Source organism: Erythrobacter sp. CCH5-A1 (assembly GCF_001557115.1).
GTDB lineage: Bacteria > Pseudomonadota > Alphaproteobacteria > Sphingomonadales > Sphingomonadaceae > Erythrobacter.
Map to the genome: position 1 here is coordinate 27,762 of NZ_LSKQ01000177.1, position 12,685 is coordinate 40,446.

The window sequence follows — 12,685 nt, forward strand, 5'->3', positions numbered from 1 at the left end:
CCATCAAGCCCCGTGCTTCCGGCTCAGCTCCCGCATCGCATCATCCAGTCCCTCGAGCGTCAGCGGATACATCCGGTCGCCGACCAGCTGCTTGATCATCTTGGTCGACTGCGAATAGCCCCACTGCTTTTCCGGCACGGGGTTGAGCCACACGGTCGCCGGATACGTGTTGGTCACGCGCTGGAGCCACACCGCGCCCGCTTCCTCGTTCATGTGCTCGACGCTGCCGCCCGGATGGGTGATCTCGTAGGGGCTCATCGCGGCGTCGCCTACGAACACGATCTTGTAATCGTGCCCGTATTTGTGGAGCACGTCCCAGGTCTTGGTGCGTTCCTGCCAGCGTCGCTTGTTGTCCTTCCACACGCCTTCGTAGAGGCAGTTGTGGAAGTAGAAGAATTCGAGGTTCTTGAACTCTGCGGTGGCGGCGCTGAACAGTTCCTCCACCAGCTTGATGAAGGGGTCCATCGACCCGCCGACATCGAGGAACAGCAGCAGCTTGACGGCATTGCGCCGCTCGGGCCGCATGCGGATGTCGAGCCAGCCCTGCTTGGCGGTGCCCTCGATGGTGCCGGGAATGTCGAGCTCGTCCGCCGCGCCTTCGCGGGCGAAGCGGCGCAGACGGCGCAGCGCCATCTTGATGTTGCGGGTGCCGAGTTCCTTGGTGTTGTCGAGGTTCTTGAACTCGCGCTTTTCCCAGACTTTGATCGCGCGCCCGTGCTTGGCCTCGCCGCCGATGCGAACGCCTTCGGGGTTGTAGCCGGAGTTGCCGAAGGGGCTGGTGCCCCCGGTGCCGATCCACTTGTTGCCGCCCTGGTGGCGCTTTTCCTGTTCTTCGAGCCGCTTCTTGAGCGTCTCCATTATCTCGTCCCAGTCTCCGAGGGACTTGATCTTCTCCATCTCCTCGGGGGTCAGGAACTTCTCGGCCACGGCCTTCAGCCAGTCTTCCGGAATGTCGACAGGGTTCTGGCCGTAATCGGTCATGATCCCCTTGAACACCTTCTGGAACACCTGATCGAAGCGGTCGAGCAGGCCTTCATCCTTCACGAAGGTCGCGCGGGAGAGGTAGTAGAACGCCTCGGGCGTCTGCTCGATCACGTCCTTGTCGAGCGCCTCCAGCAGGGTGAGGTGCTCCTTGAACGAGGCACCGATCCCGGCCGCCCGCAGCTCGTCGACGAAATTGAAGAACATGGGTGCGGGCTTAACCTGTGCGGCGGAGCCTGACCAGTCCCCAATCTTGCGAGGGGGAAGGGGGCAAGTGTTAACCCTTCGCTTACCATCCTCTGCCTAGTGTTCCGCAACGCACAGCACAAGGTCGCGATACGCACATGAACAGCCTAGCCATCGATACCGCCAATGCCCATGCACTCGGGATGATCCCCGAGAGCTGCGGGGCAGTGACTGTCGGCTGCACCGATGTGGCGGGCGTGGTCGAGGCAGTGATCGCCTCGTCCAAGACGCTGCGCTCCGAACACGAGGCGCTGGCCGAAACCGTGCGCGCGCTCGAGGCGGACCAGACCAAGGTCGCCGAAGCTTCCGACGAGGCGCGCCTGCTGTCCGAACGCGCGATCGAGCGCCTGTCCGAGGGCACGGCGCTGATCCAGTCCTCGCTGGGGCAGATCGCCTCGCTTATCGAGCTGGTCGACACGCTCGGCCAGCACGTCACCAGTTTCTCTGCCGCGATGGAGCAGGTGCGCCGCTCCGCGCAGGACATCGGCGAGATTGCCGAGACGACCAATATCCTCGCCCTCAACGCCACGATCGAGGCGATGCGCGCAGGGGACGCGGGCCGCACTTTCGCGGTCGTCGCGAGCGAGGTGAAGAGCCTCGCCAACGACACCCGCAAGGCGACCGAGGAAATCGCCCACACCATCGACGCGCTGGGCGGCGAGGCCGAAGTGGTGATCGGGCGGATCGAGGCAGGCTCCAGGGCCAGCGGCGAGGCGCGGGCCTCGGTCGCGCGGATCGAGAGCAGCCTCGCCAATGTCGGCGCGCTGGTCGAGGAGGTCGACAAGCAGAACGACGTCATCGCCCGCTCGACCGGCACCATTTCCAGCCATGTCGACAAGGTCCAGCGCGTGTTGACCGGCTTTGATGCTGCTGCGCGCGCGAATGAGGACCGCCTCCACGGCGCGCATCGCAAGATGGAGGAGCTGGAAATCACCGCCAGCGAAATGTTCGACCGCATCGTGCATGCCGGGCTCAGCCCCGAAGACAGCGCAATGGTGGCGCAGGCGCAGGCGATGATGCGCGAAGTGGTGGCCCACACCGAGGCGGCGCTCGCCAAGGGCGTGATCACGCTCCCGGCCCTGTTCGACACCGATTACCAGCCCGTCCCCGGCACCAACCCGCCGCTGTTCCGCACCCGGCTCACCGACTGGGCCCATGCCGAATGGCGCCCCTTCCTCGACCGCGCCAAGGCGAGCGATTCGCGCGTTCTGGCCGCCGCCTGCACCGACATGAACGGGTTCCTGCCCACGCACCTCACCGAACGCAGCCGCACGCCGACAGGCGATCTCAGCCACGACACCCAGTTCTGCCGGAACGGCCGGATCATGCTCGAGGCGATCGACCGCAAGGCCAAGGTCTCGAGCGCGCCCTACATGATGGCGGTCTATCGCCAGGAGGGCGACGGCGACAGCTATGTGGTGGTGCGCAATGTCTATGTCCCGCTGATCTTCGGCGGACGGCGCTGGGGCGATTTCGAGCTCGCCTACAGCTTCGACTGAGCGCAAGAACCGAACAGCGCTTGCCGCGGGTAGCGCTACGCATTAACCGTTAGCTTCCATGGTTAACGGAGGTGCGCGGTGCTGCGCTCACGGCTCCACAGTCTCTGGCTGCTGCCGGTCGCGCTTCTGGCCTTCGTCGGCCTGTCCAACATCCCGGAGGCCGTGAGCGGCTCCTCGGGAAGCGCTTCGGCGCAGGCATCAGAACAGGCTCCGCCGCCTGCACCCACGCAGGCTCCACCACCGCCGCCATTGCAAAGGACCGTCGTAGACGTTCTCGAAAGCGGCGTCGTCATTACGGTCAGCTTGCAATCGCAGCAGATGCACGTCTTCAAGGACGGCGTGCTTTGGCGCTCGAGCCCGGTCTCCACCGGCAAGAAGGGCAAACGCACCCCCACCGGCACCTTCGCGATCCTGCAGAAGAAGCGCTTTCACCGCTCGAACCTCTACAGCAACGCGCCGATGCCTTACATGCAGCGGCTGACCTGGGGCGGCATTGCGATCCACGCCGGGCGCCTGCCGGGCTATCCCGCCTCGCACGGCTGCATCAGAGTGCCCGCCGCCTTCGCTGCCGACCTGTTCAAGATCACCGGGCCGACGACCACTGCGGTGATAGTCGTCGACGAGCCGCTCGCCGATGGCGGTGCCGCCCTCGCGCTGGCGCAGCGCAGCGATGCGGTGGTGCCGATCGCGCCGGCCCTGTTGCAACGCGAGCGCCCGGCGCTGGCAGCAGCGGCGCCCGCGGCCGCGCCCGCGCCCCCCGCGGCAGCGCGCGTGCCCGCGGTGCGGACCATCCCGGCCGTTCCTGCCGTCGGGCAGCAGACGATCCAGCTCGCCGCCGCGCTTTCGCCCGCTGAGGCGGCCGCACAGTGGAAGTCGCTCGCGGGGCAGCGGCCCGAACTGAAGGCGATGCGCATGGCGGTCATTCCGGCAATGGTGAACGGCAAGCAATACTACCGGTTGCGCGCCTCGGCCCCCGATGCGCACGCGACCTGCAAGGCGCTGAAGCGCGTCGGGATCGCATGCTTTCCGGTGACCTAGACTCGCCCGACGATCACTGCGCGGGCGGCGGGGGTGGCGGCTGCCGGGGCCATTGTTCGAGCTCGGGATCAAGCGCAGCCCACTGGGGCGCGGCCTCGGTCCAGATGATCGCCTCCGGCGCAAGCCCGTGCGGCGCATCGAGGAACCCGAGGCGCACCGTCCTGAACTGCGGCCGCGCCGAGGTCTGGGCGTAGGCCTGCGTCCCGCAACGCGGACAGAACCAGTAGGTCAGGCTGTTGCCCGAATCCGCCGTCCATCCGGACGATTGCAATTCACCCGAGAAATGAACGGCTTCGGCAGGGAAGATCGCGTTGTTGGTCGAACCTCCGGCGGCGATCTGCTGGCAATGGCGGCACCAGCACTGGCGCACGGCGACCGGCTCTGCCTCGATCCGGAGCGTAACCGCGCCGCACCCGCATCGGCCGGTATAGCCCACCGCCTCAGCTCGGGTTGCGCCGGGCCATGAAGGCGAGGCGTTCGAACAGCATGATATCCTGCTCGTTCTTCAACAGCGCCCCGTGCAGCGGCGGGATCGCGCTCGCCGGGTTGCTGCTTTGCAGGACGTCGAGCGGCATGTCCTCATTGAGCAACAGCTTCAGCCAGTCGAGCAGCTCACTGGTCGAGGGCTTCTTCTTCAGCCCCGGAACTTCGCGCAGGTCGTAGAAGATATCCATCGCCTTCTTCACCAGCGTCTTCTGGATGCCGGGGAAGTGGACGTCGATGATGTCCTGCATCGTCTCGCGGTCGGGGAACTTGATGTAGTGGAAGAAGCAGCGGCGCAGGAAGGCGTCGGGCAGCTCCTTCTCGTTGTTCGAGGTGATGACGACGATCGGGCGCTCCTTGGCCTCGATCCGCTCCTGCGTCTCGTAGACGTCGAAGCTCATGCGATCGAGCTCCTGAAGCAGGTCGTTCGGGAACTCGATATCGGCCTTGTCGATCTCGTCGATCAGCAGGACGGGGAGCTGGGGCGAGGTGAAGGCCTCCCACAGCTTGCCCTTCTTGATGTAGTTGCGGATGTCGTGAACCCGCTCTTCGCCGAGCTGCCCGTCGCGCAGACGGGCGACCGCGTCATACTCGTACAAGCCCTGCTGCGCCTTGGTGGTGGATTTGACGTTCCACTCGATCAGCGGCGCGCCCAAGGCCTCGGAGATTTCATGCGCCAGCACGGTCTTGCCGGTGCCGGGCTCGCCCTTGACCAGCAGCGGGCGGCGCAGCGTGACGGCGGCATTGACCGCGACCTTGAGGTCTTCGGTCGCGATATAGGACTTGGTGCCTTCGAAACGCTGCTGCTGGCCGGACGTCTGATCGGTCATGGGTTTTCCTGTGAGACTGAATTTCGTAGGCCAGCGATAAGCGGCGCGGTGACAGCGCGCAAGGGGGAGGGGGCTGGCAAATCAGCGAGGCAGGAGAAGGATGCGCTGGGCGAGAGCTTCCAGCTTGCCCTCATCGACAACGGCTTCGGGATTGTTCCACCCGAGGGTCAGCACCCAGTCGCGTCCTGCCTTGTCGGTCAGCAGCCAGGTGAGGTTGAGCACGCCCGGCTCGCTGCCGCCCTTGAAGCCGACATACCGCCAGTTGCCCTTGATGGCGTCCGTCGCCGAGGGGTTGATCGCCATGATCGCGAATGCTTCGGGTGCGGCCGTCTTGCGCATGTGGGCGAAGAGCCGCGCGAGGTCCGCGGGCGAGGCGAACCATTCGATGTCGATCGCCTTGGGACCATTGCCAAAGGCGGCGACGACCTCATCGAGCGAGGGGTCTTCGGCACCTAACACCACCTCGAGCACCGCCCGCTCGGCAGCATCGCCCTTGCGCCATTGGTCGAGCGTTTCCCGGTCGAAGGTCTTGAGCACGAATAGCTCGCGCGTTGTCAGGAACGGATCGTTGGCCGCGGGATCGCTGTGCCCGCTATCACGCATCAGCGTGAGGATCCGATCCTTCCCCAACACCCTGATCAGCTGGTCGGTCGCGGTGTTGTCGCTGATCGAGATCATCAGGCTGGCGAGCGTGTGGAGCGTCACCGGCGCGCCCTTGGGCCAGGTCTGCAACTGCCCGCTGGGGTAGCTCTTCTCGGTGAGCGGCACGACGTCGGTCCACTTGCGCTTGCCCTCCTTCACATCCTCGGCGAGGGCGGCGAGGACGTAGAGCTTGAACGCCGATCCCAGCGCGAGCGGCGTATCGGGATTGCGGCTGATCACCGGCGCACCGCCGAGTGGGCCGAACCATGCGTTGACGCTTCCGGGCAGCGCGGCGAGGTCGGCGGCGATTTTCGCGGGCGTGTCGCCTGCCACCGCGAGCGAATCCACCGAGGTGAAGCGCAACTCGTTGATGCGGTTATTATCCGCAGGGTCGAGCCCGATGCCGCCCTTGGCAACCCCCCGCTCGAAGCGGATCTCGAGCGCGGCCCGCGTGCCCTCGCGCGGGGCCAGCAGACTGACCTCAAGCGCGCGGCCGAATTGGGCGGTGAGGTTCGCGCTCAGCGCCTTGATCTGCGCATCGGCAATCGCAGCGCGAAAGCCGGCGGTGAAGATTTCCTCGGGCTGCACTTCGCCGTTCAGCAGCTCCACCACCTGAAGGCCGCGCGCTTCAAGCGCAGTCGGCTCGGCGGGCTGCGCTTGCGCTGCCGCGGTCTGCGCGCCGGCCGGACAGCTCGCCAGGACGCCGACCGCCAAGGCAATTGCGTGAAAGACAGGGGACTTCATCGGCTCTCTCCTCGCTCGCGCCGGGGGACGCGGGCAGGTGACACGTCGCACGCCTTACGCCACAATTCCAGAGCCCTGGCCGCTGGAGACCGATCATGCCGACCGAAACGCTCGCCTTCCCGACCTCTGCGGGCCACACCCTCGAAGGCGCGCTCGAACTGCCGACCGGGCTGGTGCGCGGGGCGGCGCTGTTCGCGCATTGCTTCACCTGCACCAAGCAGAGCCGCGCCGCAGTCGCGGTGTCGCGCGCGCTGGCGCGGCAGGGGATTGCGTGCCTGAGGTTCGATTTCACCGGGCTGGGCGGGAGCGAGGGCGATTTCGGGCGCGCCGGCTTCGCCACCGATATGGCCGATCTGGTCGCCGGTGCCGAGGCGCTCGCCGCGCGCTTCGATGGCCCGCTGCTGTTGGTGGGCCACAGCCTTGGCGGCGCGGCAGTGCTGGCGGCGGCAGCGCTGCTCGGCGAGGACAAGATCGCCGCCATCGCGACCATCGGCGCGCCGTCCGACGTGCCCCATGTGCTCCACGTGATCGAGGGCGATCACGACGCGATCCGGCGCGACGGGGCAGGGCCGGTCCGGATCGGCGGGCAGGCCTTCACGCTCAGCGCCTCGTTTCTCGATGCGGCGGGTGACGTCGATCTGCTGGAAGTGGTCGGCACGCTCAGGGTCCCGTTCCTGTGCCTCCATTCGCCCACCGACACCATCGTCGGGATCGAGCACGCAGCCGCCTTGTTCGAGGCCGCCTTCCACCCCAAGAGCTTCGTCAGCCTCGCGGGCGCCGATCACTTGCTGACCCGCGCCGAGGACGCCAATTTCGCCGCGACCGTGATCGCGGGCTGGGCGGGGCGCTACCTGCCGATGCGATCGGACTGGCCGATGCCCGAAGAGGGCGTGGTGGTGCAGACCGGCCACGGCAAGTTCGGCACCGAGGTCCACACCACCGCGCACCGCTTCATCGCCGACGAGCCGCGCTCCTACGGCGGCGACGAGAGCGGGCCGACGCCCTACGACCTGCTGCTCGCCGCGCTCGGCACCTGCACCGCGATGACCATGAAGCTCTACGCCGACCAGAAGGGCTGGCCTTTCGCAGGCGCGCGCATCCACCTCACCCACGAGCGCAATCATGCCGAGGATCTGATGCATGCGCTCGAACCGGGCGAGCAGGCGCAGGCGCTCCACCGCGCCATCACGCTGCTCGGCGATGCGCTCACCGCCGAGCAGCGCGCCAAGATCATCGCCATCGCCGACAAGTGCCCGGTGCACCGCACGCTCGAAGGGCATCTTCACATCCACACCAGCGTCACCGACTGAGGAATTTCCCCGAGGCTGTGGGCCTTGCCGGTGGACTTGCGCGCCCCCGCGCGGCAGACGCAGGGCCATGGGGCTCGACAATATCCGCAAGGCAGAATGGCTCGAACCCGGGCGAGTGCGCGGCTATCTGCTGCTGCTGGCGCTGGTGAATGCCGGGGCGGTCGCTTACCTGCTGCTGACCCAGAGGGGCGGGGTGGATGCCAACGGATTTCTGATCGGCACCGATTTCATCAGCTTCTGGACCTCGGGCCGGATGCTGCAGGCGGGCGCGAATGTCTATGACACCGCAGCGCATGTCGCTGCGCAGCGCGAATTCTACGCGATCCCGGGCGAGTATACCGCCTTCTTCTATCCCCCCAATTTCCTTCCCTTCGTCTGGCCGCTAGGGTTGTTGCCCTATTTCCCCGCGCTCGGCGGCTGGCTGGCGGTGACGGGGGCTGCGTTTCTGGCAGCGATCCGGGCGTGGTTCCGCGCGCTCGGCCTCAAGGGCCCCGCGCTGGTGCTCATCGTGGCCTTCCCACCGGTGTTCGTCACGCTGACCCACGGGCAGACGTCTTTCCTTGTGGCTGCGCTGCTCGGGGGCGGGCTGCTGCTGACCGGGCGGCGGCCGTGGCTGGCGGGCCTGCTTATCGGGCTTGCGACGATCAAGCCGCAGTTCGGGCTGCTCGTCCCGTTGGCGCTTCTGGCATGCGGCCAGTGGCGCACGATCGCCTCGGCGGGGGTAACCGCCCTCGCGCTGGCGGGCTTCGCCGCACTCGCCTTCAGCCCTGACGTCTGGGCCGATTGGCTCGCGATCACCCGCACGGCCAGCACGGCGACAGCAGACGGCAATATCGGCTTCGCCAAGATGGTGAGCGTGTTCGCCGGCCTCAGCCTCATCGGCGTGCCTGCGTCAGCGGCGATGGCGGTGCAGGTCGCCGTCTCGCTGGCGCTGGCGGCGGCCGTGGTTGCGGCAAGCTGGCGGCGCGCCATGACGCCGGGGCTGGCCGCGCTGGTCCTCGCCGGAGCGCCGCTCGCCACGCCCTTCGTGCTCGATTACGACATGGTGCTGACCGCCTTCCCGCTCGCTTTCCTGTTCGCCCGCGCGCGGGCCGAGGGTTTCGCCGATTGGGAGCGCATCACCATCGCCGTAGCTTTCGCAGCGGCGGCCTTCGCCCGGCCGCTGGCGATCAACCTCGGCGTGCCGATCATGCCGTTGGTGCTTGGCGCGCTATTCCTGGCGGTGTTCCGCAGGGTGCGGGGCGAGGCCGCCTAACCCCGCGCCGCTGCGCCGAGGCAGACGAACCCGAGTTGCAGCACGAACATGGTCGCGGTCGCGACCTGCCATCCGGTGCCCGCCGCCTTCATGCCGCGGTCCCAGGTCCACGCACCCAGCACGCCGGTCGCGGCGGCCGAAAGCACGATGGTGACCCATGCGGGCTTCGCCAGCAGCACGACGAACAGGAAGGTCAGCATAACGGCCTGCAGCAGGAAAGCCGCAGTGAACCATGCAATCGGCACCGGGCGATAGGCGGCATCTGGCATGTGCCAGTCGGGCAGCGCGGTGTCGGGCCGGGCGATGCGGCGATCACCGGCCATGATGTCGGCTTCGTCGCCCTCGTCAGGCATCGATCAGGTCGCGGTCGACGTCGCTTGCGCGGTTCTGGATGAAGTTGAAGCGGTGTTCGGGGTTGCGACCCATCAGCTCGTCGACGAGCCGCGCGACACCGGCACGGTCCTCGAACTCCTGCGGCAGAGTGATGCGGATCAGCCCGCGCGTTTCGGGTGCCATCGTGGTTTCGCGCAGCTGCTGAGGGTTCATCTCGCCGAGGCCCTTGAAGCGGGCGACCTCGACCTTCTTGCCCTTGAACACCGTCGCTTCCAGCTCCGCCCGGTGCGCGTCGTCGCGGGCGTAGCGGCTCTCCTTGCCGGCGGTCAGCCGGTAGAGCGGGGGCTGGGCGAGGAACAGGTGGCCGCGCCGCACGATGTCGGGCATTTCCTGGAAGAAGAAGGTCATCAGCAGCGTCGCGATATGGGCGCCGTCGACGTCCGCGTCGGTCATGATGATGACGCGGTCATAGCGCAGCGCCGATGCGTCGCAGTCCTTGCGGGTGCCGCAACCGAGGGCAAGTATCAGGTCGGCGATTTCGCTGTTGGCGCGGATCTTGTCGGCGGTGGCGCTGGCGACATTGAGGATCTTGCCGCGGATCGGCAGGATTGCCTGGCTCTTGCGGTCGCGCGCCTGCTTGGCGCTGCCGCCCGCGGAATCGCCCTCGACGATGAACAACTCTGTCTCGCGCCCGCCTTCACCGCTGCAATCGGTGAGCTTTCCGGGCAGGCGCAGCTTCTTGGCGTTGGTGGCGGTTTTGCGCTTGATCTCGCGTTCCTGCTTGCGCTTCAAACGCTCGTCCATCCGCTCCATCACCTCGCCGAGCAGCGCCTTGCCGCGCTCCATATTGTCGGTGAGGAAGTGGTCGAAATGGTCGCGCACCGCGTTTTCGACCAGGCGCGCAGCCTCGGGCGAAGTCAGGCGGTCCTTGGTCTGCGACTGGAACTGCGGATCGCGGATGAAGACGCTGAGCATCACCTCGGCGCCGGTCATCACGTCGTCGGCGGTGATGTCCTTGGCCTTCTTCTGGCCGACCAGCTCGCCGAAGGCACGAAGCCCGCGGGTCAGCGCGGTGCGCAGGCCCTGCTCGTGGGTGCCGCCATCGGGCGTCGGCACGGTGTTGCAATACCAGCTGGTGGCGCCGTCCGAATAGAGCGGCCAGGCGATCGCCCATTCGACGCGGCCCTGCTGGACACCATCGACGCTCGGAAAATCCTGCGTGCCCGCGAAGGGCTGGGCGGTGACACATTCGCGCGTGCCGACCTGTTCGGCGAGGTGATCGGCGAGGCCGCCCGGGAACTTGAACACCGCTTCGGCAGGAACCTCCTCGCTGGCGAGCGAGGCTGCGCATTTCCAGCGGATTTCCACGCCAGCGAAGAGATAGGCCTTCGACCGCGCGAGCTTGAACAACCGCTTGGGGTTGAAGCTGCGATCGCCGAAAATCTCGGCGTCGGGCACAAAGCTCACCGTCGTGCCGCGCCGGTTGGGGGTGGGGCCGAGGTTCTGGATTGGGCCTTGCGTGACGCCGCGCGAGAACTCCTGCGCATAGAGCTGCTTGTCGCGCGCCACCTCGACGCGGGTATGGACCGAAAGCGCGTTGACCACGCTGACGCCGACGCCGTGGAGGCCCCCGCTGGTCGCATAGGCTTTCCCCGAAAACTTGCCGCCCGAGTGCAGCGTCGAAAGGATCACCTCGAGCGTCGATTTGCCGGGAAACTTGGGGTGCTCGTCGACAGGAATGCCGCGCCCGTTGTCGGCGATGCTCAGCCGGTTGCCTTCATCGAGCCGCACCTCGATCCGCGTCGCATGGCCTGCGACCGCCTCGTCCATCGCGTTGTCGAGCACTTCGGCGGCGAGATGGTGGTAGGCGCGGTCATCGGTCCCGCCGATATACATGCCGGGCCGGCGCCGGACGGGTTCGAGCCCTTCGAGTACCTCGATGGCAGAGGCGTTGTAATCGCCGCTCGATGTGGGCGTGTTGGCGAAAAGGTCGTCGGGAGTGGGTTCTGAGGCCATGCGTTCGGTTATAGGGCCGCGCGCGCCTGCCTCAAGCCACCCCCCGCGCTTATACTCACTTGCCGAAGCCGGCCGGTGCCGGATCGACCGCCGTGACTTCGCCGCCCTTGACCTCGCGCACCTCCAGCGCCCGCTCGACCACGCCGTTGCGGGCAAAGCGGAAGGCCCCGTCGACCCCGAGGAACCCGCCCTTGTCGTAGAGCTGCTCACGCGGGAAGGGCGTGCCGACCTTCCACTCGCGCGCGACGCGCAAGGTGAGCAGCACCGCATCATAGCCGAGCGTCGCCACGCGGAAGGGCTGGCCTCCGAACCGCGAGGCATAGCTGTCGGCGAAGCGGCGGAATCGCTGGTCGGAGACGGCCGAGAACAGCGCGCCTTCGAGGGCCGGGGTACGGGCGAGCACTGCCTCGCCGCTCCACAGCTCGGTGCCGAGGATGCGGGTGCGGTTGCGCGCGGACTTGTTGAGCTCGCCCGCAGCATCGACCCCGAGCCGCGCCGAATCTGCGATCAGCACGGTGTCATAGCCGCCGGCCGCGCGCAGACGGGCGGCGGCGCTGACGATCGAGGTGTTGCCGCGCGCGTAGCTCTCCTTGCGGACCAGCGCGCCGCCGTAATCGCGCAGCGCGTTCTCGAAGGAGGACAGCGCGCGCGTGCCGTAGTCGCCCTCGGGCGCGAGCACGGCGAACTTCGCCGCGCCTCGGCTGCGAGCGTATTGGACGGAGCGGCGGATCGATTGCTCGGGCAGGTGGCCGATCACGAAGACGTCAGCCGCCGCCACGCTCGCATCATTGGCAAAGGCGATGACCGGCACTCCCGCGGGCCGCGCAGCGGCCTGCACCTGCGGGACGGCATCGGCGGTCAGCGGGCCGAGGATCAGCCTGTTGCCATCGGCAATCGCCTTTCTCGCCGCAGTCGTGATGCCTTCGGAGGTGTCGTAGGTGGTGATGCGCAGGTTGTCCGCGCCGGTATCTAGCAGCGCCATTGTGGTCGCATTGGCGATCGCCTGGCCGACCGGCGCGGTATCGCCCGACAGCGGCACCAGCAGCGCGATACGATGGCGGCCGGTGTCGGTGGGGAGCGCGGTCGCCGAAGGCTCGGGCGCGGGCGCGGGGGGCGGGGCGGTCACGACCTCGGTCTTGGGCACAACCGCGCAGGCGCTCGCCAGCAGCGCGGCGCCCGCCACCGCCAGGTTGCGCGCCCGCAGGCTCTTGGCTGCGGCGACAAACGATCCAGCCCAATTCGGCCTCTTCCAAAGCTTCATTCTTGCCGACCCCTCAGTCGTGCGCCATGGACGAAAGCGTGGCGTCC

General features: G+C 67.3%; 11 protein-coding genes. 4 read left to right on the forward strand and 7 right to left on the reverse strand.

Features of this window, described 5'->3' with window-relative positions; all coding sequences use genetic code 11:
- Positions 1 to 3: 3 nt before the first annotated feature.
- A complete protein-coding gene (locus AX708_RS10540) occupies positions 4 to 1,188 on the reverse strand; it encodes a VWA domain-containing protein (protein WP_066532771.1) in 1,185 nt (394 codons plus the stop codon).
- A gap of 137 nt (positions 1,189 to 1,325) precedes the next feature.
- On the opposite strand from AX708_RS10540, the gene AX708_RS10545 reads away from it, so the two are divergent.
- Both AX708_RS10545 and AX708_RS10550 read left to right on the forward strand, forming a co-directional pair.
- Positions 1,326 to 2,726: a methyl-accepting chemotaxis protein gene (locus AX708_RS10545; RefSeq protein ID WP_066532772.1), complete on the forward strand. Its 1,401-nt coding sequence runs from the start codon at positions 1,326 to 1,328 to the stop codon at positions 2,724 to 2,726.
- 78 nt (positions 2,727 to 2,804) lie between these two features.
- Positions 2,805 to 3,764 carry a L,D-transpeptidase family protein gene (locus AX708_RS10550; protein WP_197426275.1) on the forward strand — a complete coding sequence of 320 codons (960 nt, stop codon included), beginning with the start codon at positions 2,805 to 2,807 and terminating at the stop codon, positions 3,762 to 3,764.
- Between the two features lie 13 nt (positions 3,765 to 3,777).
- On the opposite strand, the gene AX708_RS10555 is transcribed toward AX708_RS10550, so the two are convergent.
- From AX708_RS10555 to AX708_RS10565, 3 genes are all read right to left on the reverse strand, one after another.
- Positions 3,778 to 4,200 (reverse strand): GFA family protein, encoded by a 423-nt coding sequence (locus AX708_RS10555; RefSeq protein WP_066532774.1) that lies wholly within the window; start codon positions 4,198 to 4,200, stop codon positions 3,778 to 3,780.
- Between the two features lie 4 nt (positions 4,201 to 4,204).
- On the reverse strand, positions 4,205 to 5,077 hold the full coding sequence (locus tag AX708_RS10560; protein ID WP_066532776.1) for a MoxR family ATPase: 873 nt from the start codon (positions 5,075 to 5,077) through the stop codon (positions 4,205 to 4,207).
- A gap of 81 nt (positions 5,078 to 5,158) precedes the next feature.
- Positions 5,159 to 6,463: a serine hydrolase gene (locus AX708_RS10565; protein WP_067490112.1), complete on the reverse strand. Its 1,305-nt coding sequence runs from the start codon at positions 6,461 to 6,463 to the stop codon at positions 5,159 to 5,161.
- A gap of 95 nt (positions 6,464 to 6,558) precedes the next feature.
- Between AX708_RS10565 and AX708_RS10570 the strand changes: the two genes are divergently transcribed.
- Together AX708_RS10570 and AX708_RS10575 are read left to right on the forward strand one after the other, a co-directional pair.
- Complete coding sequence (locus tag AX708_RS10570) at positions 6,559 to 7,773, forward strand: bifunctional alpha/beta hydrolase/OsmC family protein (protein WP_066532780.1); 1,215 nt, start codon at positions 6,559 to 6,561, stop codon at positions 7,771 to 7,773.
- A 67-nt stretch (positions 7,774 to 7,840) separates the two neighbouring features.
- Entirely contained in the window at positions 7,841 to 9,028 is a 1,188-nt protein-coding gene (locus AX708_RS10575; protein ID WP_066532781.1) for a glycosyltransferase family 87 protein, read from the forward strand.
- Here AX708_RS10575 and AX708_RS10580 read toward each other — a convergent pair.
- The 3 genes from AX708_RS10580 to AX708_RS10590 are packed head-to-tail and all read right to left on the reverse strand — an operon-like array spanning position 9,025 to position 12,638.
- Positions 9,025 to 9,381, reverse strand: coding sequence for a hypothetical protein (locus AX708_RS10580; RefSeq protein ID WP_066532782.1), 357 nt, complete (start codon positions 9,379 to 9,381; stop codon positions 9,025 to 9,027). The genes AX708_RS10575 and AX708_RS10580 overlap by 4 nt on opposite strands.
- Complete coding sequence (gene parE, locus AX708_RS10585; protein ID WP_066532783.1) at positions 9,374 to 11,377, reverse strand: DNA topoisomerase IV subunit B; 2,004 nt, start codon at positions 11,375 to 11,377, stop codon at positions 9,374 to 9,376. Before parE ends, AX708_RS10580 begins: the two co-directional genes overlap by 8 nt.
- A gap of 55 nt (positions 11,378 to 11,432) precedes the next feature.
- Complete coding sequence (locus AX708_RS10590) at positions 11,433 to 12,638, reverse strand: penicillin-binding protein activator (protein WP_082745714.1); 1,206 nt, start codon at positions 12,636 to 12,638, stop codon at positions 11,433 to 11,435.
- Positions 12,639 to 12,685 lie beyond the last annotated feature (47 nt).

What these genes read in the sequence shown, in the direction of transcription:
- AX708_RS10560 (WP_066532776.1), bottom strand. Translation starts at nt 5,077, where the DNA reads ATGACCGATCAGACGTCCGGCCAGCAGCAGCGTTTCGAAGGCACCAAG.
- AX708_RS10590 (WP_082745714.1), bottom strand. Translation starts at nt 12,638, where the DNA reads ATGAAGCTTTGGAAGAGGCCGAATTGGGCTGGATCGTTTGTCGCCGCA.
- AX708_RS10575 (WP_066532781.1), top strand. Translation starts at nt 7,841, where the DNA reads ATGGGGCTCGACAATATCCGCAAGGCAGAATGGCTCGAACCCGGGCGA.
- AX708_RS10545 (WP_066532772.1), top strand. Translation starts at nt 1,326, where the DNA reads ATGAACAGCCTAGCCATCGATACCGCCAATGCCCATGCACTCGGGATG.
- AX708_RS10565 (WP_067490112.1), bottom strand. Translation starts at nt 6,463, where the DNA reads ATGAAGTCCCCTGTCTTTCACGCAATTGCCTTGGCGGTCGGCGTCCTG.
- parE (WP_066532783.1), bottom strand. Translation starts at nt 11,377, where the DNA reads ATGGCCTCAGAACCCACTCCCGACGACCTTTTCGCCAACACGCCCACA.
- AX708_RS10570 (WP_066532780.1), top strand. Translation starts at nt 6,559, where the DNA reads ATGCCGACCGAAACGCTCGCCTTCCCGACCTCTGCGGGCCACACCCTC.
- AX708_RS10540 (WP_066532771.1), bottom strand. Translation starts at nt 1,188, where the DNA reads ATGTTCTTCAATTTCGTCGACGAGCTGCGGGCGGCCGGGATCGGTGCC.
- AX708_RS10580 (WP_066532782.1), bottom strand. Translation starts at nt 9,381, where the DNA reads ATGCCTGACGAGGGCGACGAAGCCGACATCATGGCCGGTGATCGCCGC.